Raw genomic sequence first — 24,812 nt, 5'->3', positions numbered from 1 at the left:
TATTCCCGATCGGGAATACAATTCACTGTGGAAAAGTGCTGTAGGCGATGAATTCAGACTAGGAATTTAGACTCCTCAGCATTCCATGAAGCGATGAATGACGAATTGCCCTTTCCTCCTGCTTACGATCTTACCCTCAGCACGCAACTTACCAAGGACGATTGAAACTGACTTTGAAGGCGCGCCGACTGCCTTAGTAATATCTGTTGAGGTGCTGATTTTTTCAGGGACAGCAGAGAGAAAGCCGATTACTTTCTCCTTAATCCTTTCAACCTCAGAACCCGGTAGCAATCCCATTTCGATAGCGATGCCGCAAGTTTCGGCATCAGCCAGCAATTTTTGATGTATTCTCCACGCAGAGTGTGTGGGATCAGAGATAACTTCCTTGCTTAATGATAATCTCAATCTTGTCCAACTGTCTGAAAGAGCTTTTTGGATTTGAGTTAAGACTTCTTCCGTACCGCATGCGATGCATTCAATCGACATGCGCTTAATGGCCACGCGGGCTGAATTGGCTTTTTCCCAGTCTCCAGCTTCAATCGCCATATCTAAGATGGATTTAAATTGTTCAATTTGTGACTGAGAATTAGAAATACATGAGGACATCGTAGAAAGCTCCAAATACATCAACTATTGGCAATGCATGAATTATGAAGTGCAATGACTTCGTTCTGTTTTTCTTTGATATTATATCCGTATTTTACGCTTCATGACAATAAACTGATCTGCAAAAACCTGTCTTCTGAAGGCATTATTTACCATCCAGTTGTCCTCTCCCATTCCTGAAAGATGGGGGGGAGATTGGATCATCGGACAAATAATGCGGGATACATGTTCAATCCAAGATTGAGTTCTGCAGTCTTATGTATGCGGCAATGAAGATGATAATACAAACAGGCGTTCGGCTTCAAAAAAATGATTTGAAATCACATATCTTGGAAAATCAAAATGTTGCCTATACTCTTCCAAAAATTATCATTCGTCATAAACGCAAGCCACAAGATATTAGAGAGAGCATTATCATGAAAAAAAAGATCGATACTAACAACGCACCAATAACTTATCCCTCTATTTTTGTTGACGCAAAAGAACGCAGTCAAATGGACTTTGATAGGGCATACAATTCCCCTAAAAGAAAAAAATTTGAATCTGCCTTGTTTGATATAATTATACTGGGTGGAGGAATGGTTCATGAACTGGGTCATTATTTGACTGCTAAATTTTTCACCTCTATCGATCCTGTTCAAATAATAATGTTGTCAGCATTCTCGGCGCATAATTTCCCTGGTTGCGCCAAATCGTCTAAACAGCAATCAAAAAAAACTTGGCTATCCCTGCGTAAGGTTATAGCAATTTTTCTAAGCCTAAGAGGGACTACATGGTACGCTGGATCTGTGAGAGATGACGGCTATGTCCTGCCCAACCCTACAAATGCCCATATTTTTTCCTCAACTAACCCTGGGCGGCAGGAATTAATATGCTCCTTAGGCGGCCCTATACTCCAGCTTATTTATGGAATGATTCTTTTATACGCTTTTTTCATAACTATAACTACAAATAGTATTCTTCTAAATAAAATAAATCTAACCTCAACATCTATTCCTAATTTTTGTTATATAATTACTTGCTTTTCATTTTGCGTATTACTATTTTCCTCTTCATTGTCCAATATCGTTCTTCCCCTTTGCAATCTTTACCCTTACCAAGATAAAAAAGGACTAAAAAGTGATGGATTTATAATAAAAATGGCATTTAAAAACATCCGAAAATTAAGATAAATCATTATTCAAAAAAAATCATTGATCAAGAACGATATGTATACATATCTAAATAATCTAAGCACAGAATAACGTTTGAATAAGAGCCTAACATCTCTCAGTTCTTGTCTCTTGCGTCAATATATATCATTCAGATTTCACCAAGACGTTGTGCTCTGACAAGGATAGGATCGATGGGTATTAAAGATTTTTCGACAATTGACGAATTGAGAGAAGCCTTTCCCTCATCCTTCCTGGCCAACGGCACTGTTGATCTGACTGCTCGGAGGGAAATCAGGACGTTGCCCTCCGACATGACTGTTGCAGGCCACCTTATTCTTGATAACTGCGACAATCTTACTGAAACCCCAGAAAACCTTTCTGTGACAGGCTGGATGTGCGCCGCTTCCTGTCATTCACTTGAGAAAATCAACAAAGCTAGAGTTGGCGGGAACATGCATATAACCAATTGTCCTCGTTTGCATGTGTTGAGCCCTGCCCTATCTGTTGGGGAATGCATAATTAACTACTGCAGTAGTTTGTCTGAACTTCCCAAGTTCCATGTTGCTCGGAATATAAGTGTCTCGTACTGCCCAGAAATCCGAGTATTACCATGGGATGATGTTCGAGGTTATTTTAGCGCTGTCGGATGCACCGGGTTGAAAGAACTTCCCTCACCATTCTCTGTCGCAGGTCAATTGGATATCAGCGGAACTCGTGGACTTGAGTTGAGAAGTGATGTCTCGTCCCCATTAATCTTGGCGCGTAATTGTGAGGCCCTTGAGATCTCTGACGGCTCACTATTGCGCCGTTTGGGTGGAAACATTGATCTTGATGGATCTGAATACACCATCCTGACGCCTGACAGCATGCCTCAAGCTTTCTCTCCCTAACGGCTTCCCTCCCGCTAATGTCTTACATATTGATCATAAATCCGCAGATAATGGTCAACATGTAAACCGAACCTGCGGTATGCAACCTATAATTACACGGGTCAACTGACACTGATCGGTGATCAGTTTAACTCCACGCAAAAGAGAGAATGCAAATGTTTCTCTACCATGGCTCTCCAGATCGAAATCTCTTTCAGGATAGGTTCACCATTACCGGTAAAAGAGGATCGCGTCTGCAAGCCTTCTTCACCCCCCCCCGATCCAGGAGTAGCTGCTCTCTATGCTGGTCCGAAAGGCGTTGTCTATCGATTTGATGCCGATCAAACGGCTATGCGCTCTGGATGTGCCACGCAAACAATCCTTGATGGAAGATGGCATCCTGATTCTACAGCACATAACTGCCCAATATCTGACGATCAGTATTTACTGATTGAGAGCAAGCACCCTCATCATCCTCATCGAGTATACTGAGAGTTTCCCAACTGGAAAGAGCCCGAAAAGGCGACTCCTCCCCCCCCCGCAGAGCGACTGAATGCCTCATTAACTTCTGCATCTGTCAGCTCAGTCATTTCTAGATCTCTCCTTATCGCATTTTCTTGAATTACCTTCGAATTTAAGACAGAATCTATAGTGACTAACGGGAATATTTTTGGCATTCTTGCACGCGTTGGGGCAGATCTGGCTGTTTCGAGAATTCTTATAAACATCTCCTCATCAGGTATTTTAGGCCAATCGCCGTCCTCATTTAGTGATCGTGGAGCTGATGGATCAAGAGATATCCATATTTCCCATGCTGTACGATTATGATTAATAATATCGTAAGAGATTATAAGATCAGCGACCTTGTCCCAAGTATCAATTGATGGGGAATTGAAAAATGACAATAGACAATTCCTGCCATCTTCGCATATCGGTCCGTCCTCATTCCGAAAGCCACGGAAAAAATAGGGTATGTCAGCTCCCATTGATTGCTCGTATAAATTTTCTACTTTTTTTTGTTTTATATAATATTCATTGTAATTCCTAATTCGCTGCATATTTTCTTGTTTTACCTGTACCAGCAGATCCTTATAATTGAGCACAAATGGTGTAATGATTGGCCGATATACTCTATTCTGATCTATTGCATCTGATACAGAATCGATAGCGTCTTCAACCGACAAAGAAATAATTCTTAATCGAAATCGACATTTAAACAGCGATTTATCTCTGATGCTAGGCTCTTGGTAGGGCAAACAGGACCATGATCTATAAGCCTTCTCATATCCATTTGGATCGTCCCACCATATCCGATTGAGGCATATGAAATCATATAATCTAGGCTCATTTTCGATAACACGAACCTTGTCAGGTTCTTGATTGTCAGGGGTAATTTCAAAGGTTCGTCCATTTGCGTGCCGCCAGCAGACTTTTTCACCCTCTTTTCTGTCTTGAAGCCTAACTATAGCGTTCAGAAGTGACCTACGCGAAAAGACATCCATTTTATCTGCCTTGCGGTGCTGTGGTGCTGTGGATTATTTAGAACGTCGAGATAGTCAAGATTTTGCTCCTGATCGTCTCCCACATCAACATATCGACAAGGTCTTTCTTGACTCTTACAGCACGCATGTTCTTTATATGTTCTCGTGTGTGTGAGAGGGGCTAAGGATATGACTACGAGCTACGCAGGCGACAGGACAACAGGGTTCGCAAGCCCAGCATCTGACGTGATTGAAGGGCCAATTGATCTTTCAGAAGTCCTGTCCTTATCAAAGCCCAATCGATACCCGGTTCGAGTAAGTGGCACTTCATTCTCCTCCCGATGTGTTATGAATGGTGATGTACTGATCGCGGATACCGCGGGAGTGCCTGCATCCGGACAGTTGGTCATCGCAAGTGCCAGTGGGCAGATCATTCTCGCAGAACTGCGTAACGATCATGGTCGCTGGCTACTCATATCTGGAAACGGTAGTTCTCAACCTCTATACGTTGATCCCGCGAGAGATGTCGAAATTTGGGGAACCGTTACCGCCCTCGTAAGAACGGAGGTCTAACCCCAAATGTTCGGTCTGATTGATTGCAACTCCTTTTATTGCTCCTGCCAGAAAGCGTTTGACCCACGATTGAAGCACCGGCCGGTTGTTGTTCTCAGTAATAACGATGGGTGCGCCATAGCCCGCACGAAAGAAGCCAAGGATCTAGGTATTAAGATGGGCGATGCCTGGCATTTGATCAGGAATATGCGCAAATTGGAGCATGTGGCCTGGTTCTCCAGCAATTACCCACTTTATGCAGATATGTCCCGACGGGTTTATGAAGTGCTTTTGGATTATGTTCCTCGCGTTGAAGCATATTCAATTGACGAGATGTTCCTGGATCTGAGCGGATTTCATGAAGATCTGTCCGTAGTGTGCGAGCAGATACGAACAGCAGTCGACCAGATTACTAAAATCCCTACATGTGTAGGATGGGGGCCGACCAAATCAATCGCAAAATTAGCTAATTATATCGCCAAGGACAGGCCTGAATTGGAAGGGTTATGCGATCTCAGTGCCTCCAATGTGCGAGAGAAGTATTACCGAAATCTGCCAGTTAGTGAAGTCTGGGGAATAGGGCGCCGCCTCGCGCCAAGGTTGCATGATGCAGGGATACGCACGATCCAGAATTTCGTTGATGCAGATGAGGCATTTATCCGAAAGATTATGTCTGTCACGGGCGTAAGGCTACAGGCTGAATTGCGAGGAGAAAATTGCCTCCCTCTGTCAGAAGCTCCAAGTCAGAGAAAGGGTATGGTGTGCTCCAGATCCTTCGGTTCCATGGTCACGGACTATACGAGCATGCGTGAGGCGATCTGCACATTCACATCACGGGCCGCAGAAAAGCTTCGCGCAGAAGATCTTGAATGCGGGCACTTGACTGTTTTTATCCAGACCAGCCCACATAGGCGTCAAGATGAGTGGTACGCCCCTCAGGTGTCCCTCTCCTTCCCGCCGACCAACAACACATTCTCTCTTGTTAAGCATGCTACACGGCTGCTGCATGCTATTTGGAAAGATGGATTTCGCTACATAAAAGCCGGAGTGGGGCTTAATGAGCTTGCTCCATCCAACAGGCAACATAGCCTATTTGTGCAGGAAGATGAACAAAAGTCGCGTGCATCAGATGTGATGGACGTCATAAATCGCAAGTTTGGACAAGGTACCCTTAACCTTCTGGGTGCAGGCATACAGAAGAAATGGGCGCCTAGGCAGAATATGCGCTCGCCTCGCTACACCACCGACATTAACGAAATCATGGTTGCCACCACCTTCTAATTGGGAATAGAAGGTTTTCCTGCAAATGGGGTTGATGGTGCAAGGGATAAATATTTCGATTGTGGGTTGTCGTTGTCAGGCAGCCTTGTGATGACATGCCCATCCAACGAGACAGGTTAAATGCTGATTTCTACTCAGGCCTAAGGACCTGCCTTAAATTGAGGATTACTTAACCTTAGGTTCCCAGCATAACAGGGGTGACATATCGAAACATCTGCATTATAAATATGCATAACATAAATGCATGGGTGATAGGTGATGGGTGGTGATTAGAAGTAATATTGTTTTCATACAGGCATATTAACAACAAGATGAATGTATTGCTTTTATTATTAGAAGAATTTTAATCATGAAATCTACATTGAAATTATTATTAACTCCAAAGAGAAAACTTCAAAAGGATGCAGAGTTATGCATCAACAGCTTTTTTGAAAAGCTTTTAATAGATCCCTTCACGCTATCCCAGAGATACTCTCCATCTGAATTGTGCCTACAAAACGAGTTTGAGCGCATTCAGAATATAGTTTCTTCTGATGAACGACCATTGATAGAGCATCCAGCACTACCTTTATTACGCATATTGTTTAAAAAATTACCTCCTTATATGGCTGTTATCGATATCAGATCCATAGGATCTGTTAGCGGATCCCGTGATCCCTTTGTGAACGATCTGGATGCATTGCCCCAGACAGTGAACCACAATGCATTATACGACCCTGAAATAGGCTGTCTGGACTACAAGGGAATCAGGAAGCTAAGGCGCGAAGTTTACAACAGCTTCTTTCATACCACCAAAACAGAGCGGATTTTTACGATTACAGAAAGAGAGTGGGACGGACATCGTACGGCCCATAATTCAGACGGATCACATAGGTTCAGTTATTGGCGTCAACTCGCGTTAATCCCAACAGTGCCCTATCGGATAAGGGCGAGGATTGTTCCTTTCTCGCTTAATGAGAAAGCATTTTTGAGTCTCATTTCATCATGGCGTATTGTCGCTGTGACCAGATCTGGAGAAGGTGTGAAAGATGCCATGGACATGGCGACTTTTTGGCCTGAAGGGTTCTGCCCAATCACCAGGGGCAGGTACAACGACAGTTCGCAAGATTATTGGATTGTCCCCAAACCTCACATGGCTCCGCTTGAGTACAGAGATCCACTGATTACAGTGCATCAGAAGCTTGACGAACTTAGACCTTTTGAACCACTGAGGGTTATCGCCGAACAAAGAGTTATGCCCAAAGCATCAAAACCGTGGAGAAAGGATCATCCATGGAGGGAAACGACGTCTATTCCTTGATCTATATCGCAAAGATTACTGATATGATCGGTGAGGTAGTTCGTTGTGGGTTACATCACGGTACGCAAATAATTATCCCCTTCTAAGAAAAGGGATGCACTCATCAATACGACGATGAGGAGAAGGCTTAACCTTCTCCGTCTGCCAAGTGTATCCTTACCCCCCCCTGATCATCAATAAAAAATATCAAATACCTTTCTAATTTATTTCAGTTATGATCAGAGCACCGCATCCATCAAACTTTTGAGAAAGTGCAGTTAATCGCTCCTCTGGTATGGGTGAATCAGTAAAGTTTTTTAAAGTGTGGAGAACTTCTTGAACATTTTCTGGAATCCCATCAACAACACCTAATTTCGGGTCATAGCCTTCTGACTCATCCATGTCTTGGGATAAATCTCTTATTTTTTGCATTATAGCATCCTGAAAATTCTCCCCATTGAGTTTTTTCTCTCTGTCATCTGTAATGCCTGAATAATTGGGACAGAATAGGCATCTTATCGGCATAGAATCTTTGATATGGGTGGACACCTTTTGATTAAATTTTGTTTTATTGTTTTTTGTGGGGGGCATTTTAATGAGATTGCATCGCACCTTTTTAGCTGGAGAAATAGAAATACTCCAAACTTTGTAATCATTTCGATAATCTTTCTGGTTTTTACAACCTATGTCTATTGAACAGCAATTATTTGGTATTATAGACAGATCGTTTAAATAATTAAAAAATATATATAAAGGAACACAATTAGCCGCTTCGGAGGAAGTCTGAAAAACATCGATCTGCATTGGGGAACTTTTTGCTTTACCAATAGTCTGTTTTATACTATCGTATGTTTTTAAGTTGTTTTTTATACGTTTTGCTTGAAATCGCATATTATAAGAAATATTATTTCTATGATTTATAATTGTCCACTGAAAGTCGGCTCCATTTTGTCCTTCTGCAACTTTGCTGAACCCTATTATCTTATCTATACAAGGAACATGCCGTTTAATGTTAAGTAACAGTGTTTCTGTTATAGTTTCTTCTTGTCTTGGTAGATTAAATTTTATCGTGTATCTTAAATCATTCCATTCTTTTATTGATAACATCGACATGCTACGAAAACTTTTATTTATAAAACGTGACATTACTTGTCCATTCCTCCAGATTTCAATATTTAGACATTATATTTTGGAATTTAATTTCATTTAGAATTAAAAAAGTCAATATGCTATGACTTCGAAATCGGCATATGGATCGGGTTTATTACAGAGATTGACTTCTTACTGTGCATCAGAAACTTGATGAACAAAATCCCTTTTGAATCACTGCTACCAATTGTTGTTTTCTTGGACACATAAGGAGATGTAGAACCCCATGACAACATAAACATAAAGAACCAATTAGGTTCGCGTCATTGGTATGGGGGGTAGCAAAACGAACACGACAAGTAACAGCACGCATCGACTGACCGTTTTCTTTGAAAGAGAAAGAGCAACACCCGAAGATGTTGCTCTTGTCGTTACCCACCTATTCGGCAGTTTACTTAACCTGCGAAATAATATTTTCTAAACCACTTTGCAGTGTTCACCTCATAACTATCGGACGATGCTACCTTTTTCAAGTGATTAGAACCAAGGTACAGTGGCTTCAGAACTTAGCCCGTAACCAGAAAACGGCCCTGGAACAGGGGAGCTGAGCAAGGGGCCGTGTTTGATGAAAATTGGATATGATGGCGTGGATGTAGTCTTGCTGCATACCAATATCGATGGAAGGTTTAGGCGCTTCTCAATACTGTCAGGGATAAGGCGTTTTGCCTCTAGTTCCGAAAGGTTATGCCTACGCATCAGGCGTCTGCGCAGTCGTGGTGCGCTTGACTTAGCGCGGGCACGGCTCACGCATCGGTATTTAACCTGCTCTGGTACAGATATGATCCCGGATGAAAGCGTGTAATCTTCCAGCCGGAATAGCCACCCACCATCGAGCAATCTGGTGAGCGCATCCTTTGATCCGTGAACCCGCAGCACATCGCCAACCGACATGAAGGTGTGGTTCGGAAAACTCACTCCGACATCAGATGTATGAAGGCTCGCGATCGCACCATGCAGCCGGTAGAAAACCCGAGACATGATATCTTGCACAGTAATTTCCTGATCCGGTGATAAACACCGGACCTGAATAAAGTGGCTCAACATGGAATGACCCATTAGTCCGCGCTACCGAAAACACCGCCTCGAATGATGCAGGCCATGACAAAATGCTGGTCGCCTTCTGAAGGGACTTTGTCCTTGAGCATCCACCCATCAAGCAGATTGTAGAAATCACGCTTCAGGCGAGGCTGACGGAAAGCCTTGCTCATGGTAGTTACTGATCCGTACATCTCCGCCGCAATCGGCATGCCATCGCTATCGGGATACCACGTATCGACCGTCCGCAGTGCGTTGCCAACCTTCTGAGAATGCAGCGCTGCAACAGCCCCTGATTTCGTTTCAACAGCATAGAGGGTTCGGCTCTTGCTGTTGCGCGTGCGATCCATGATGAGTTCCTGTGAGGGAAAAACCTCCAACCCAGGAGCCATCCGCGCTTTAGAAACAACCTCTAGTAGTGCGAGGCTTTTGCCGGCGAGTGCATCGGCAATCACGGTACCAAGGTCAATGATATCCTTGTTATCACTCACCCCCGACTCATTGAGGCGCAACGAGAAGCTATCGAAAGACCACGTCTTGATAGCCTCACCATCCTTGAGGAGACGCACTGTTGTCTCAATGTCCTGAGCACTCAGGCGATTACGCCAAAGAGCACGGGCATTAGCGATATTCTCGGCATACCGCAGGCCCAGAGTGCGAAACCCATCGCGAGCGATGTAATCAGCAACGACACTCTGCACGCGATCTCGGTAGGTCGGCTCATTGCAGGCGCAGGGGACACCTACGTTGCCAATCACCCGCAAGGTGAAAGTGACCACAAGCGTATCGGCCCCTTTACCATCGACTGGAAGGGTCGCCACATCAACGGTCTGGAGGTTCGGAGACTCAATCGCGGCGTCCAATTTCGCTGGATCAGCGTCTTTCTGTTTCTTGATACGGTTGGAAATTGTGCCACGAACCGCTTTTTCACGAAGAACAATCGGATCGCCGTTGCCTGATGTGAAGATCGCATCTGACGGGTCAATCTTACGCTCGAATGCAAGGACGGATGGGTTGGCAATAGCGCTTTTTGGCATAGATTTCTCGGTGGACAGTGAGAGTTGGGTCATCTGTCATGATCCTTTTACAATTAAAGAATATTGAGGAAATTGACGGCGTCTCTAAGTCGCATTATTACGGCAGCGGTAGAGCCCTATTTCTGGGTCGTTCTCCACATGCCACAGTAAACTGGAGGGAGATGAAAGTCTGTGAGGACCAATCCACTCCCCTATGGAGTAGAGTGCTTCAGCAAACAGGAACGGAACATCTGACTGCCTTGCACCCTCAACTGTTCCAGCAGGACTAACTGGAACAAGACCGGCATAACCGACTGTGATGGGCACCAGCCAACCTGGCGATGTCTCGCTCTTCCATTCGCCTTTTCCTGGATCGCCGTCATGTTTGTCTGGCACCCATTGCCATTCACTACGACACACTGAAAGCCAAGCGTCCATCAGAGTGGCATCTGGTGAAGTATTACGGAGACGTTCCAGACGGGACGTCAGAACATCCTGCCGGTCGATCAGGGCAAACCCCGGCATAAGCCGATATCGAAGCCGCTGATAAGCATGATCGTCCTCATCGACCGGCGCATCGAATATCCAAGGCATGGGTGAGATCGCGTGACTGCCGTGAGGCGCCATAATGGAACCGCCGGCACAACGCATCTGGGCAACGATATCCCGGATAGTTTCTAGATCTTTTTTGAACGTCTCCGTATTACCCGTGCGCCAACGCTGACATGTGACCCCAAAGACGAGAGAGATATCGAGATGGATGCGTCCTTCTTCAATGATCGGTGCAGTGGAGCCATTTTTGGTGAGAGGATTCCGGGTTAATCCGAAAACCTTCCGGAAGCCCCCGCCTCCGACCAACTCCTGAAAATCGTGGCACACCACACCAACTGATTCGAAGAACACATCCTCTATACCAGCCTGACACAATTTGCGCCCAAGCGCCCACATGAACCCCATGAATGCTGTAATCGACGGAAAGCCATGTGTCATAGGGCTGGAAATGGCGTTAGCGTTCTGCACCCGTAGGCGGGGCAGCACCAAACCATGAGTAAATGACGGAGCCTTGCTCATGCCATGCCTCCCTGTGTCAGACTGGAGGCATGCCATGAACTTTCTTGCAACAAAATCCGACACCAATGGGCGAATTCTGTATCGCCAAGACCGATAACACCATACTTAGCTAAGGCAGCGTTCAGCGCATTCGCAATGCGCGTACTAACATCATCTTCCCATCGGTCGGGAGGCGCTGTCCCAGAAGAATCATCGAAGGCGCCTGGATCAAGCCATGCCTTCTCCGCCAGCGGTAGCCGACAATCTGATGTCAGTGTCCATCCTGACTTTTCGTAAGTCCTAACCGATTCAGTGAACTCAGCAAGGGCCTGACACAGATCATCTTCGAAGACTCTGCGCTGCTTGCGCGTCTCAATCGTCGGTGGAGGATTTGTTTTGAGGAAGCCTGCCAGTTCCTTGATGATATGATAGGCGCGCCGAGATCTGATAAAGGTCGGAATGGCGCTATCACGTCCACGCAAATCAGGGACAGATCGCCCGACCCATTTGGGTGGCAATGTCGAGAGCAAGTAACTGACGCCTCGGCGGGACGAATTGAGCGGAGAGACGTTCTGCGGATTGGCTCCGCCCACATGCCATTCGACGACATCACGATAAAAGATACAGGGATGTTCAGACGGCTTGCCCTCCCGGCGAGCCTTTCTGGCCTCTTTGCTTTCCTCCGAAAAATTCGCTGATTGCACGGACATGTACAGTTCATGCATCAGAGAGCTGCATGCTAATGGCGCAAGCAGGATGAAGTCTTTGTCCTCTACCGGATCATCCCCGTTGAGCCAAAACACCTGCTTCATCAGGGCATCGACACGAGGTGCCTTGGAAGGCGAGACAACTGACGCAAATTTCACCATCATTTCGCCGCCCTTTGCTGACGATGGCGCCAGCGCATCGCGCAGCGATGGATCATTCGATAGGACGTAATCCAGCAGTCGTTGCCCATCTACACGAAGATTGAGGAAGGCTATTACATAAAGGGCCGCTGCATTTTGCGCGGAAGCATCCTCATGAAAAGACGAACCCATCGCGTTTCGCGCCACAACGTCACAGTGTGGGAGCGTGTCAGGCGGAGCGTAGAAGCTGTCACACTGTGAGGACGAATGAGTAATCCGAGCAACGTGGGTTGCAAACTGGATTGCCTGAGCATCCTCGGCCGCTTTCTCAACCCACGTTTGATATTCATAGCGTGGATCACCCTCCGCCACCTTTTTCGTTTCTCGTCGCTCTTTGATAAAGTTCGCTATAGCCTTCCTGAATATCGCTGTTCTCTCAGATTGCGAGGACACATTCATTTCACAGTCATTTCCTTTTTCATTCACCCCTGTACACGGCGAAGCCGAGATTAGGATGATAGCGCCAGCCAAAATCAGAATTAGGGACACGGACTGACATGAGCGCCGCTTTCGAAGGAGAGACTAAGCCAGAGGTAACTTTGTAGTCAAGACCATATTCTTTCGTAGGAGTCCAAGCATAAGGAGTGTCAAGGTTCACATCATGACGAAGACTCCTTTCCACAAGCACGTACAACCGCTCACCAATTTTTCCATCTTCTCGATAGAGGCGAGGAATCCCTTCTTCATCGGGCATCAGAACGAGAGTCACCTCTTTCCCTGATGAAACACGAAAAGGTTGTTGCTGAGGAAGAATCCCGGTCATAAGCGACTGCGGAAACTTCCACACGAGATAAGACATGAAGTTTGCAGGCCTGAATGCAGATGCAGTCAGGAATCTCTGACGACGAGATCCCGGTGATACAGCCTGCTTCACCTCATCCGGCAACATATTGCGTACCAATGCGGCCTGCTCCAGATCCGCGAGGCTTGTAGTGGTGTGCCATTCAGAGCAAGGAGGAGGATCGATCCTTGGTCGCGCATCGATATGCTTTACAAAGCCACTCTCCAGAAGATCGCAAGCATGATGGGTCGCAAGACGAAAATCACCACTTCTCCCTTCAAAGCCCGGACGGCAAAAGGCAGCCTCAGAGGGTTTGAGCAGCGCTCTTATCGGCATATCCAGGATCGCCATATTTGCATCAGCCGGGATCTGGCGACGATGCCTCTGAATACGACCAGCCAATTGAATTATCGAACGGACAGATGATGGCTCCACTACAGCCCAATCAGCATCCCAGTCGCGACCGACCTCGCACACTGGCGAGGCCAACACGACAAATACGTGATCTTTGTCAGGATCAGCATCAATTGCTCTACGGATCTCCGGCTCGGAAAAGGCGGCGTCTGGACTCTTGCGAGTGAACGACCGATCCAGCATGTTTTCTATCGCGGCCCGATGAGCCAATGGGAAACGCGAATGATAGACGCAAATATGAACGCGCATGCTCGGAACTTCCTCCGCGCGAAAGAGGATCTGGGCCACGTCAAAAATTGGTTCTATGTTGGCCATACGCACAATGCCGAAACTCACCCGCCTTCCAGTGATGGGATCGGCGCCTGCGTGTCGGTCATGCATCTTGAAACAAGAAGCCATGATGGTCTTTGCATAACCATCCAATACATCATGGCGTTCACTCCCCTCCGGGGTAGCCACAGGCACGGTTTCAGCAACCCGTAGCGCTGGTTGCTGCGCAAGCTCAGACGCACGGGCGGCGATAAACTCCCTGTGCTTTTCCCGGAAGGTTGCTACGTCTGAAGGCGTATCCGATGTGCAAGAAAACTCATCTACCCAAAGGCAGGTGACTCCTGGCCATTCATCTCCGCACCTCCCATGGTTTTCGTCGTAACACTGCCTCCCGGTTCGGTATGCCTCATACATGCCTTCGACCATTGCTGGAGGAAGAGTGGCCGATGAGAGGAGCACTCGCGCTCCTAGAAGGCCTGCAAGGTGCACCATGCGCGTCAGGGCGGGCATATCATTGAGATCGTAATCATCCAATTCATCAAGCACGATATCGGACGTCATCAATCGAAAGCTGGGAACGATATGGCGACCTCCACGAAGGGATTCCGTAGCAGGAGCTATATGATCAACTGTGCAGACAACCACAGGGGTCGCCAGAAGTTTCTGGACCTTCTTATCTCCTACAAGTCGCCTGGTGACCGGATGAGACCCTTCAACGCCTCCTTCCACGACATAACCCTCATCCATGATGGATTGCATCGATTCAGATCCTGAGGCCGCTGCCTGATCAGCATAATGCTCGAACAATGTCCTACTGGCTAAGCCACCAACGAGAATGGCAATATCATTCGAAGCAATGCCAACATCTCTGCGATAAGCTTCACCCGTCTGCAACGTGAGGGATCTCAAGCCAAGGGCATAGGTCAACCTGAATCCGTCATGCTCATTGGAAAGGGCATTCATAATTTTGCCGTTGGCTAATGTTTTGCCACAGCCAGTAGAAGCCATAGAGACAATGAACGCCCCGCCCTTTTCTGATCGGTCACGAACAGCGCGCGCTTCGTCCACTGCCGCATCCTGCCATCGGAACTGATCATGGGGGGAGCGTCGTAGGAGGGCGCGATGACGCTTGATGCTCGGTAGTAACTGTTTGACGGACTGTAAAGAGTAAGCCACTTGGCCTGCCGCGCGTGCAACACCAATCAAATGATCTGTGAGAGGTTCTTTCAACCTCCCCTTACTGTCTGTATTTGCAAACAGGATGTCCTTTGATGCCGTTGCCTTTGCTACCTTTCCAGTAGATGGCAGGCTGGAGTGATGATGATCTGCCAGCATAAGACTAAGCCGTGCGAGATGCAGCACATAAGGATCCTGTGACAGAGACGCATCGCTTCCAAAAGATGAGCTATCACGATCCAGCATCTCTATTGCTTTAAGAGCGAGGCGCCTTGCATATGCGCTCCATTTTTTATCGCGAACCGGCTGTGCTTCTAACTTCCCAGCCATGCGCCAACATGCTTGTATGTCCTCCGGGTCATCGTCATCGTAGGACTGACTATTCCATTGTGCTGTAATTTCAGAAAGTGGATTGGTAAGGAGATCCAGTGGAAACGAAGGAGATTCCTTCCCCAGCCATTCCTGCTTCCCATCCTTCATTACCGGAACCAAAGGTAATCTATGATGTGAAACCACAAGCCATGCCACAGCGGCTGCAAGCGGTGGAAGGTGATGAAACGGCATGGATCGTCCACTTCCATTGTCAACACCATCGCGTACGAAGAAGTCTAGATCAGTCCATCGTCCCGCATGAGACTGTGAATCCGCAAGCCGTTCGAGCCATATCCTGTCATTGTCGGCATCTCCGACAAATGCAGAAAACATGCGAACAGAGACCCACTCATGACGATAAGGGCTCCTCTTGGGTATATGGGATCGCAATTTCTCCTGAAATTCCTCACTCCCTTTTCCTAGATCATGAAACAATGCAGCAATTTGCGCCAAAAGAAGGACTATGCCCCTCGATCGCCACGTGGTTTCATCATCCGCTCTAAGGATATCGCGGACTGTTGAGTTCGTCGGGACATTTCCAGCCTCATCGAAGCGACTGCGATCACCCACAAACCAAAGAACATCTGCGCCGCTGGGTCCTGTCAAATTATGACAGGCTACCGCAGTATTGCGCCTTGCTTTCCTTCGAAGAAGATCGCGGAGTGTCTCCAACCCCTGCTCGGTGATCCGTGTCTGCCACGTTCGAGCCCCTTTCCTTTGGGCGAACTGATCAAGGATGCGCCGTGTTTCGGATAGTGCACGCTTGTCGCATTGAGAAATAAAAAGCACGTTCATGGAACTTGATGTTTAACCTTCATATCCATGGAGACATCCTTGATCACATCGATCATGAAGTCGAGAGCATTACCCCCTACCAGGACATCTGTACAGGCTGCGCGGAATGCAGTCTGATCATCTCCGCGCATGGCCGAGATGAATGCCTGAGGCATGACCATAGCGTCCTTTACGAGGTCTGCCACATCGAACACCAGTCCGCCTCGCCTTGTCTTTCCATGCAGGACGGCGAAGCCGTGTGGTATGCCAAGAACCCATAAAGACGTTGCGCCAAGTCCGTAGGCCAAATAATTTCCATGGTCGAGAAATCTGTTTGCCGGATCACTCGCATCGCCATTGCGAGATCTGGTAAACTTCCCGTAGCTGACTGCAGATGCTGCCATACGAAAAAGGGCTTTAGTTATTCGCGCCTCCTCCGTCAGCAAGGCCTGAGTGTCTGGCGCCCCCTGTATTGCACTTTGACTTTCACGCAGAAGGCAATCAAGGGCCTCGAAATCTGGCTTGAAGCCATTTTTTTGAAAGCGAGGCGACCTCCATGTCATGGCTATTTTTTCACTGCGCATTATCTGGAATGCTTTCGCCGCTTGGAGGCGACGCGCGTCATCAAACCAGAAAGACATCCATGCCTGAACGTACTCCGTAGGACGGTATTCACTTTGGGCAGAGACCCAGTAAAAATCAGCTACTCCTGACGTACCTGCAAAAAGAGGCGTTCCTCCGCCGGCGCTAAACCCGATCATTACACCTGCTTTTCCAAGTTCTCGAACAGCAGCCTGCGTTATCGAGGTTCCTGGGCCGAGGAGTAACGTCGTGGTATTGGCAATCGGTACATTCCAGTAAAGTCTCTTCTTGCCCGCATCCGTCACATACTCAACGCGGCCTCCATTCACGAGTAAGCGACAATATTCTAAATAATAGATGTTGGCGCGTTTGGAGTACATAATGGTCTTGAGAGATGAAGGAGAAATTTCGTCCATAAGCCATATTTCCAAAAAAAAGGTCTTAACGTGAAAGTTCAATTCTAGCAATTTTTCACTTGATAAGACCTTTTTTTTTCGCTACCCAGAAATCTCTTATAAACCAAAGGGTTGTAAAATGCCTCAAAAAAAGGGGTAAAGGTTTATTCGAGGATCTTTTGGCGGATTTCCGCCGTACATTGTGAATATTGTTCTGCATCACCGCCGCATAGGCGGTTTAGAAAGAAGTGACACCAGAACAGGCACGCGCCGAAGTCATCACCGCCGCATAGGCGGTTTAGAAAGTTTGCGCGCGCTGGGGTGCCCCCAGACCCCGCATCACCGCCGCATAGGCGGTTTAGAAATTCCCCACGTGGGGTTTTCCCGTTATAGATTCCATCACCGCCGCATAGGCGGTTTAGAAAGCGCGGGCTGGTGGTGTCGTTCTAACTCTCTGCATCACCGCCGCATAGGCGGTTTAGAAACAGTGTTCCCGCATCTTTTTTATTTCATCTGACATCACCGCCGCATAGGCGGTTTAGAAACTGTGTTTACGATACGCAGTCGCTTGCTGCTCACATCACCGCCGCATAGGCGGTTTAGAAATTACGATATACGCGCACGTTCTGCTCGTTAAACATCACCGCCGCATAGGCGGTTTAGAAAGCTCTTGCCAGAGCGCCGCGCTGCCTTCGCGGCATCACCGCCGCATAGGCGGTTTAGAAAGAGCGATTATTACATTTTCACAAATAATGTTGCATCACCGCCGCATAGGCGGTTTAGAAATAAAGTTGTTTTTCTAAGTTTTGGGGCGTCGTCATCACCGCCGCATAGGCGGTTTAGAAACCGTCAGGGGCCGGGGTCCGGGGGCACCCCGGCATCACCGCCGCATAGGCGGTTTAGAAAGGAGCAGCGCCGCCAAAATCTGTTGCAGCGCACATCACCGCCGCATAGGCGGTTTAGAAAGCCAGACGCGACAAAAGAACAAGAAGTAACGCCATCACCGCCGCATAGGCGGTTTAGAAAGAGCGAGAGCATCAAGAGAAAATCCAGCGTGACATCACCGCCGCATAGGCGGTTTAGAAAGTGCTACACAGCAGCATTTCTATGCTGCCCGCCATCACCGCCGCATAGGCGGTTTAGAAATCACCTGCGTCCGAGCCTCCTATCTCGTTCATCATCACCGCCGCATAGGCGGTTTAGAAAGCCTGAAAACTCACCAGAACCACCCGCATGGGCATCACCGCCGCATAGGCGGTTTAGTAATTATTGCCTTTCCCATAAGTAGACGCACTTTCGAGTTTCTGAGCGGCCATGAGCCTTCATCTGTTGAGAGCTATTGCCTTTTCCTACAGGTAGAACCCAAATCTTGAGACACTTGAAGCCAAGTTTTTCGGCCATGCTTGAGAGGATGCAATCCACTGGAATAGTAATTCCATTGTAACGGACGTTGTCATTTACCATATAAACTTTTCCGTGGCGCTTCATAACTAATGCTAATTGATAAATATGAACTGCCATTTCAAAGAAATAGCATTCAATCATCCCTATAACCGCATTGTTATTGAGGCGGTGTTCCTCCTTTTCTGCCCTCAAGAAGTTCAGAATAGCTGTTAGTGCTTTACTCTCACTAACCAGTTTTCTGATTTTTTCTAAACTCATAGGATCAATGATATTCTGAAAATCTTTGGGTCTATTCTCGACAGTGCACGATAAAAGGGACTGCCTCATCTCCTTAATTTGCATGTCGGTGAGGTTAAGGTAGGCAAGTTCAAGGGCATATGTTCTTGTGTAATCGTATCTATTGCAATACGGAGGTGAGGTAACTACCAGATCTATTGATCTTTTTCTAATATTATTCAGATGAAAAAAATTACTTCCTTCATATAGGGTAAGCGGAGACTTTATTTTGTTATGTCTGCTATCAATCGATGTCAGTATTTGGTTATGGGCAAGGCAAGACAAATCACTTTCAATTATTCTGCATTTATCCAGAAGTGCATCAGAAAAAGTCGGTATATTCCCCTTAGAAAAACTACTTTTCCGTGATCCTTTTTGGGCACGATAGTCCCACCTTAAAAATTGTCCGTCCTTCCTTGTGTAGCTAATATCTTCCAATATACTAAACGCAATAAATTTGCAGAATACTCGCATGTCATGAGGTAGGCTATCACTCCAAAATAGATAGTTCATTAGTTCCTTTTCTGAATTAAGCGGAAAAGCCCCTCTTGTAATATTTAAATGAGAGAATGTTTTATTTATTTCAGTAGGGATCTGCCATGGCTTCTTATCGTAAATATCATGCAACCATTCTTGAACTGTATTCATGCCAACTCTGTGCAGCAACTCCCGGAGTCTAATAAAGTGGCATCCCACGGGGAGAAGTTCTACACCGATAGAGTATATGCCTCGCTCATTTGCAGCAAAACATGTCGATCCCGACCCTGCAAATGGATCAAGCACTACACCTCCGGTTTTTATATTCGAATGTTCAAAGACATAATCTAGAAAAGGTTTCGAAAAACCTTCCTTGTACTTGAACCACCGGTAGATTGGCTTTTTTTATTCGCCTGAAAGCTGACGAGAAGCCGATTAAGATCCCTATTGACCTCGGTTACACTTTGATACTGGCCCTCAATATCTGCGATAAGGTGCTCAGCACGTAACCGTGCTTCTACATTGATCATGAGTATCAGTACTCGCAGCACGACATAAATTACAAAGATACTTTAATAAGGCTATTGAGCGAAAATAATGGATGCAAGGCTTATCGCCGCATGTCTTTCTAAGCTTTGTCATATGCATAAGCCTTAGTTAATGAAAGCTAGATCAGGGCGATGCGAGGATCACATCACTTTGGCATCGTTATAATTTGCGCCTAACACCGCCTTTGAACAAGATTTAAAGGTATTGAGGCATAAGAAAGGTATTGGATATGACCAGGCTTGCCGAAGGCTCCGAAAGACAATTTGTCCTCAATGAGGATCTTGTAGCTGGGATGGAGCATAAAGGGCGTTTGGATTTATCAAAAAGCTATCTGCTCACAGAAACGCCGGAAAATATGCGCGTTTCAGGTGCCCTCGTGATGAAAGATTGCGTTGGGATCCAGAAAATGGGATCGGGTCTTCGTGTAAAAGGCGACATTATATTGGACGGATGCACAGGCCTTCGCGAATATCCTGAAAATGCCAAAGTAGGTGGAAACGTGCATCTACAAGGTTGCACGGGACTTACCAAAATCCCATCAAACACCAAATTTAAATCTTTGTCTGTGGCTTTATGCTCTGCTCTAAGCGAACTACCGACCATGGACATTAAAGGCGATCTTTTTGCGACCCAATGCTATGTCTTGAATAAAATAGGGCCGGGCTCAAAAATTGGTGGCGATCTTTACTTATTTGATTGCGTAAGCCTTCGTGAACTTCCCAACGATCTTGAATTCAGCGGCGGTCTCAATATCGAAGGCTGTAGGAGCTTAAAGAGCCTTCCAGACACTCTCAGCTACTTAAGACGCTTGGAAGCCCAGGACTGCAGAAGTTTATCAAGACTTCCTAATAACCTCAAAATCGATGGTTATTGCGACTTATCCAGATGTGTCTCTTTGGAAACCTTGCCATCCGGGATGTCAGTCGGGGGCAAATTAAACCTGAATGGATGCACCAAGCTCAACGAACTGCCTAGCGATTTGAAGGTGGACAATACGATTTCATTGCTACACTGCGATGGTATTCGGATACCTCAGGAGGTAATAGACAACCATCCTGATCAAATTTGCTTCCCTGCAGAATATGAGGTGATCCCTCCTGCCGCGGAAAATACGGCCAAACCATCTTGCGGCTAAGGCCAATATGCAACCCAAAGTAAGGAAGGTATTCAAATGTCGGATTTTCCAGACAAATGGAAGGGATCTCTTCTACTTGCGGCTGACAGCATTGACAAGTTGAGGGCATCTGACGTTGAGAGGGTCTTGCTGGATGTACCAGAAAACGACCGAGAGGAACTCGGAAGGGATATATCAAGATGCCGTCCTGATCTCTCTGATGAGATCGCGGATATCCTGGAAGAGTCCTGCCCTTCCCCTTAAAACCTGACCTTGTGGAGTTATAGAAAATGGGATCCTTCGAGATCCCCCTCCCTTAGGCTTCGATAACCAGATGTTCCCACCCCTGCGGCCTTTTGGCATCCGTAAGACTGATCATCACCCCGATTTTTGAGGATTGGGATATCAGTTAGTCCTTTGCTAGTGTGTGTGTTAACTCTCAGCATCAATAATACATCCTTCACTTTTGCCTTATTTTTGGCCGTACGTTCGTTAATTGCGGCCTGCAGTCTGGCAATAGGAAGAACTTAGGAATATGGCAGGAAAGGCAAAGAAGCGATGAAACGCTATCTGAGCGTCGAAGAATTAAGGAAAGATTTCCCTACTGCATTCAAAGCTACAGGCGACGTTGATTTCACTGATGTCCCTGGTGCCGGCCAAATTGCCGAACTACCGGAAAACTGGGCTGTAGAACGTGACGTTCTGCTGACAGGCATGCCCGCCCTCCGTGAGATCCCAAACGGATTGTCAGTCGGAAGAAGATTCATGTTAGAATACTGCAATTCTATCGTAACTCTTCCTGCCGATATTTCTGTAGGCAAAGTTATCTCGGTGTCACACTGTCCGTCCTTCGAGAGAATCCCGGATGGGGTATCACCATCATACTCTTTAACTATTTATGATTGCGCGAAATTCTCGCGACTTCCATCTTCAGTGGATGTCGCATGGCTGGCGCTCATCGATTGCCCTTCTCTGAAGAACCTTCCTGAGAAAATGGTCGCCAGAAAGAATTTCGAGGCCTGCAACTGCACTTCTTTGCAGGTTCTGCCCCCGCATCTTTATGTGGAGGAATATATGAACATATCGGGTTGCACGGAATTACGCAAAATTCCAGATGAGCTTAACCTCAAGAGTAGCCTTATTATGCGAAATTGCCCGAAGGTAGAAGAATTGCCGGCCAATCTTCGTCTAGGCAGACATCTTGACATATCAGGATCCACAGGGATCAAGGAAATCCCATCAAATGCAGAGATAGGAGGGGGAATTATCGTACGGGGTTGTAAGGGGGTAAGAATCCCTGAGAACGTTGCAGATGGTTACCCTAAGATCGTGGGGGAAGCCAATTCAGACTATGAAATCGCGCGGTCGCCCGATGCTGAGATAACTTGTCCTGCCCCCTAAAAGAGCATTCGTCCTGAAGAAGATGTTCCACTCTTGTCTTCATCATGCCTAGATATTCGCTGATGGGTTTGTGGTTTGCATCTCCTTTCTGTATTTTTTGCCAAGATAACCAAGAGTGCGATTTTGGGTAAACTTCTGGATTAATGCTCTAAAATCTGACGCTTACAAGATGTTAATCACAGCGTTCTGGGTTTGCCTCCGCAAAGTTTATTATATTATTTCATAATAAACTTTGCGTTTTTAATTCTAGAAGAAGGTCTTGGTCGCAAAACTTATTGGTTAAAAACATAATAAACTTTGCGCTTTTGATGTCGGAGGGAAAGTGGTATGGCTAAAAGCGTAATGAGCGCGAATGATGCATTTAACTATCGACAAACCCTCCATGTCGCTACACTGGAAGCCTTGACCACATCACGTCGCTGGAAACCTAAAGACCTCATTTTCCAAGGCGGTACGAGCCTTCACCTGGCACATGGGTCTCCGAGATTCAGCGAAGATCTCGACTTTATGGTAGATGAAAACCTAAACCTTAATTCCATCGCCAATTCCGTGAAATCAAGACTTATTGTATCCAGCGCTTTCCCGCCTGATCTTGAATTGAAAATCAGCAAAATCAGAACCAATAAAAATCCTCTCTCGTTCGTAGTGAATCTTGGGCGTTCTGACGTGATGGGTTCAGTCCATGTGAAAGTGGAGATGTGGAGAACCCCTACCCGCGCCTTACAGGAAATCAACGCTTTTGTAGCACCTGTTAGAATTGTAAATGGCCCTGCCGCAGGGATGAGTGCTCAGGTTGTTTCCTCAGGACTTGAAGAAATCTATGCAGATAAGGTTTTTGCCGTTGCCGCCAGAACTCATCTCAAGGCCAGAGATATCTTTGATCTCTATTGGATCAGGCGTCAGGGGTGTGCCGCGGATCTAACACAAGAGAACCTGCAAAATAGATTAGAAATTTATCCCGAAGCGGACCCCGAAGAATGGCTCGAAAACGCTCGTGAACGATTTGACAATATGCATACTGATGCTTCGGCCATTCATAAAGACCTAAAACGTTGGCTTCCCCATTATTGGCCTTTGAATGAACAGACAGTGGGCGACATGATCGTCGAGAGCAAATTAGCCTTGGAAGAAGGTATGGAAATCATGCAAAAAATTGCTCTTGAAAGACGACATGAGCTTGGGCAAGAGCATGAGGCATATCCAGATACCGGATACGAACCATGACAACCACATCTTCCCCAACCAATAAAAGACGTAAAAATGTATCAGCCATTGAAAGGTTGCGCACACTGCCGGAGTTATTTCGTGGCGCGGACACAACGGTTCGTTTTGGTTGGGACACCAGACAAGCTTCGCAATATCTTCATTCGTGGAAGAAAAGAGGGCTGATATCCGCCTTAGGCGGACACAGCGATGTCTACGCAAACACGATGCTTTACCCACGTGTAGATTGGAGCCGCGGTGCGATAATGGCAATGCCTAGTGCGGTATGTATTGGAGTTGAACCATTGCGACTAGCTGGATGGGCTACTCAGATCCAGCAAAAACCAGACATTGGCGTACATCAACGCCAACCTTATTACAAAACCGATCATTTCAATGTTATTCCCTTGCCTGCCGAATGGAGAAAAAAAATCTCCGATGGTCTCCACGAAGTTAAGGAAAGAGGTTCCATGCCCGTGCTTCGGCCAGCGTGGGCCTTGGTGGATATGATCAAAAGAGAGGGTTGGGAAGGATGTGGGCTAGACCCTGATGATATTGACTGGGAATGCCTGAACGCATCTGACTGGACTGATCTTCAAGTAGCGTGCGAAACACTAGATGTGGACATGGAACAGCAAATCACGGCACATTATGAGCCTGACCTCCCTTACTCCTCATCCCCTTAACTTTTAACCATTATAGAGATGGGCTATCTGGTTTCACCCGTAAATATATTTATGGCGGAAAGATCTGCATTGGGGTGCGTCCGAAAAGTAGGATCATCCACCCGGATGTCTTTCTGGCAATCGTCACACCATATATGGCTGCGGTATTCCGACCATTGAGCTTCTGCGTCTGGGTGATTTGGACAGCGCAAGCCGAAGGCTGAAGGTCGCTGTCTGAATAGCCATTCGCGCGGGGGTAAGATGGGGGCCAACGGTAGTACTGAAGTGTCTGGAGCTTCATAAGCGATAACGCCTTCACCCAGAGCAACGCCGCAGGGTGGCACCATTCCGAAGTTGCACGGATGAGCGCCGATATCGGGTTGGCGGAGATGCGCGGGGCCGCCCTCAAGGAATACGGGATCTCCTGACTCAGTAACAAGAAAATCAAGCGTACAGTGGATATCTCTCAGATCAATCTTGTGTTCATCCTAAACTCCGCTGGAAACCTCGGCGTTCAGGCCGGGGAGGAAAGCGGTTCCGCTCTTTACTGAACCGACTTTCCGTATTAAGTTAATGCTT

General features: G+C 46.7%; 21 protein-coding genes, 1 pseudogene and 1 CRISPR repeat array. Of the genes and pseudogenes, 10 read left to right on the top strand and 12 right to left on the bottom strand.

Annotated elements, in window-relative coordinates; all coding sequences use genetic code 11:
* Positions 1 to 75: 75 nt before the first annotated feature.
* Complete coding sequence (locus CSR02_RS08840) at positions 76 to 606, bottom strand: hypothetical protein (RefSeq protein ID WP_143225573.1); 531 nt, start codon at positions 604 to 606, stop codon at positions 76 to 78.
* A 275-nt stretch (positions 607 to 881) separates the two neighbouring features.
* Between CSR02_RS08840 and CSR02_RS08835 the strand changes: the two genes are divergently transcribed.
* On the top strand, positions 882 to 1,778 hold the full coding sequence (locus tag CSR02_RS08835) for a hypothetical protein (RefSeq protein ID WP_143225572.1): 897 nt from the start codon (positions 882 to 884) through the stop codon (positions 1,776 to 1,778).
* 173 nt (positions 1,779 to 1,951) lie between these two features.
* Complete coding sequence (locus CSR02_RS16325; protein ID WP_143225571.1) at positions 1,952 to 2,650, top strand: hypothetical protein; 699 nt, start codon at positions 1,952 to 1,954, stop codon at positions 2,648 to 2,650.
* A gap of 455 nt (positions 2,651 to 3,105) precedes the next feature.
* Here the strand turns inward: CSR02_RS16325 and CSR02_RS08830 are convergent, their stop codons facing one another.
* Positions 3,106 to 4,131, bottom strand: coding sequence for a hypothetical protein (locus tag CSR02_RS08830; RefSeq protein WP_099541365.1), 1,026 nt, complete (start codon positions 4,129 to 4,131; stop codon positions 3,106 to 3,108).
* Between the two features lie 168 nt (positions 4,132 to 4,299).
* On the opposite strand from CSR02_RS08830, the gene CSR02_RS17020 reads away from it, so the two are divergent.
* The 3 genes from CSR02_RS17020 (at position 4,300) to CSR02_RS08815 (ending at position 7,243) form a co-directional block, all read left to right on the top strand.
* On the top strand, positions 4,300 to 4,683 hold the full coding sequence (locus CSR02_RS17020; RefSeq protein WP_099541364.1) for a LexA family protein: 384 nt from the start codon (positions 4,300 to 4,302) through the stop codon (positions 4,681 to 4,683).
* A 6-nt stretch (positions 4,684 to 4,689) separates the two neighbouring features.
* Positions 4,690 to 5,943 carry a Y-family DNA polymerase gene (locus CSR02_RS08820; RefSeq protein WP_099541362.1) on the top strand — a complete coding sequence of 418 codons (1,254 nt, stop codon included), beginning with the start codon at positions 4,690 to 4,692 and terminating at the stop codon, positions 5,941 to 5,943.
* Positions 5,944 to 6,292: 349 nt separating this feature from the next.
* Positions 6,293 to 7,243, top strand: a complete 951-nt coding sequence (locus tag CSR02_RS08815) for a hypothetical protein (RefSeq protein WP_099541361.1) — start codon at positions 6,293 to 6,295, stop codon at positions 7,241 to 7,243.
* A gap of 198 nt (positions 7,244 to 7,441) precedes the next feature.
* On the opposite strand, the gene CSR02_RS08810 is transcribed toward CSR02_RS08815, so the two are convergent.
* The 9 genes and pseudogenes from CSR02_RS08810 to CSR02_RS17015 form a co-directional block, all read right to left on the bottom strand.
* Positions 7,442 to 8,368: a DUF6615 family protein gene (locus CSR02_RS08810; protein ID WP_099541359.1), complete on the bottom strand. Its 927-nt coding sequence runs from the start codon at positions 8,366 to 8,368 to the stop codon at positions 7,442 to 7,444.
* 480 nt (positions 8,369 to 8,848) lie between these two features.
* On the bottom strand, positions 8,849 to 9,415 hold the full coding sequence (gene cas6f / locus CSR02_RS17285) for a type I-F CRISPR-associated endoribonuclease Cas6/Csy4 (protein WP_167384122.1): 567 nt from the start codon (positions 9,413 to 9,415) through the stop codon (positions 8,849 to 8,851).
* Between the two features lie 11 nt (positions 9,416 to 9,426).
* Positions 9,427 to 10,476, bottom strand: coding sequence for a type I-F CRISPR-associated protein Csy3 (csy3, locus tag CSR02_RS08800; RefSeq protein WP_208616822.1), 1,050 nt, complete (start codon positions 10,474 to 10,476; stop codon positions 9,427 to 9,429).
* Between the two features lie 51 nt (positions 10,477 to 10,527).
* Positions 10,528 to 11,493 carry a type I-F CRISPR-associated protein Csy2 gene (gene csy2 / locus CSR02_RS08795; protein WP_099541355.1) on the bottom strand — a complete coding sequence of 322 codons (966 nt, stop codon included), beginning with the start codon at positions 11,491 to 11,493 and terminating at the stop codon, positions 10,528 to 10,530.
* Positions 11,490 to 12,779: a type I-F CRISPR-associated protein Csy1 gene (csy1, locus tag CSR02_RS08790; protein ID WP_099541353.1), complete on the bottom strand. Its 1,290-nt coding sequence runs from the start codon at positions 12,777 to 12,779 to the stop codon at positions 11,490 to 11,492. Before csy1 ends, csy2 begins: the two co-directional genes overlap by 4 nt.
* A gap of 19 nt (positions 12,780 to 12,798) precedes the next feature.
* Positions 12,799 to 16,188, bottom strand: coding sequence for a type I-F CRISPR-associated helicase Cas3f (gene cas3f, locus CSR02_RS08785; protein WP_099541352.1), 3,390 nt, complete (start codon positions 16,186 to 16,188; stop codon positions 12,799 to 12,801).
* Entirely contained in the window at positions 16,185 to 17,165 is a 981-nt protein-coding gene (cas1f, locus tag CSR02_RS08780; RefSeq protein WP_099541377.1) for a type I-F CRISPR-associated endonuclease Cas1f, read from the bottom strand. Before cas1f ends, cas3f begins: the two co-directional genes overlap by 4 nt.
* A 196-nt stretch (positions 17,166 to 17,361) precedes the next feature.
* Positions 17,362 to 18,410: a CRISPR direct-repeat array (repeat unit 28 nt; unit sequence CATCACCGCCGCATAGGCGGTTTAGAAA).
* Positions 18,411 to 19,472: a hypothetical protein gene (locus CSR02_RS08775; protein WP_244176896.1), complete on the bottom strand. Its 1,062-nt coding sequence runs from the start codon at positions 19,470 to 19,472 to the stop codon at positions 18,411 to 18,413. It abuts the feature before it with no gap.
* A 66-nt stretch (positions 19,473 to 19,538) separates the two neighbouring features.
* Positions 19,539 to 19,625 (bottom strand): annotated as a pseudogene (locus CSR02_RS17015) (DNA methyltransferase); the annotation flags it as partial.
* A gap of 454 nt (positions 19,626 to 20,079) precedes the next feature.
* Here CSR02_RS17015 and CSR02_RS08770 point away from each other — a divergent pair.
* From CSR02_RS08770 to CSR02_RS08750, 5 genes are all read left to right on the top strand, one after another.
* The gene (locus CSR02_RS08770; RefSeq protein WP_099541349.1) at positions 20,080 to 20,985 is read left to right on the top strand and encodes a hypothetical protein; all 906 of its coding nucleotides are present in this window, start codon (positions 20,080 to 20,082) and stop codon (positions 20,983 to 20,985) included.
* Between the two features lie 36 nt (positions 20,986 to 21,021).
* Positions 21,022 to 21,228, top strand: coding sequence for a hypothetical protein (locus tag CSR02_RS08765; RefSeq protein ID WP_099541347.1), 207 nt, complete (start codon positions 21,022 to 21,024; stop codon positions 21,226 to 21,228).
* A gap of 294 nt (positions 21,229 to 21,522) precedes the next feature.
* Positions 21,523 to 22,365 (top strand): hypothetical protein, encoded by an 843-nt coding sequence (locus CSR02_RS08760; RefSeq protein WP_099541346.1) that lies wholly within the window; start codon positions 21,523 to 21,525, stop codon positions 22,363 to 22,365.
* A gap of 327 nt (positions 22,366 to 22,692) precedes the next feature.
* Positions 22,693 to 23,589 (top strand): nucleotidyl transferase AbiEii/AbiGii toxin family protein, encoded by an 897-nt coding sequence (locus CSR02_RS08755; RefSeq protein ID WP_099541344.1) that lies wholly within the window; start codon positions 22,693 to 22,695, stop codon positions 23,587 to 23,589.
* On the top strand, positions 23,586 to 24,254 hold the full coding sequence (locus CSR02_RS08750) for a hypothetical protein (RefSeq protein WP_099541343.1): 669 nt from the start codon (positions 23,586 to 23,588) through the stop codon (positions 24,252 to 24,254). The genes CSR02_RS08755 and CSR02_RS08750 overlap by 4 nt, the downstream gene beginning before the upstream one ends.
* Before the next feature lie 49 nt (positions 24,255 to 24,303).
* Here the strand turns inward: CSR02_RS08750 and CSR02_RS08745 are convergent, their stop codons facing one another.
* A complete protein-coding gene (locus CSR02_RS08745) occupies positions 24,304 to 24,642 on the bottom strand; it encodes a hypothetical protein (RefSeq protein ID WP_143225570.1) in 339 nt (112 codons plus the stop codon).
* Positions 24,643 to 24,812 lie beyond the last annotated feature (170 nt).

Source organism: Acetobacter pomorum (assembly GCF_002738225.1).
In the GTDB taxonomy this organism is placed as follows: domain Bacteria; phylum Pseudomonadota; class Alphaproteobacteria; order Acetobacterales; family Acetobacteraceae; genus Acetobacter; species Acetobacter pomorum.
This window is presented reverse-complemented; position numbering and strand designations above follow the sequence as displayed.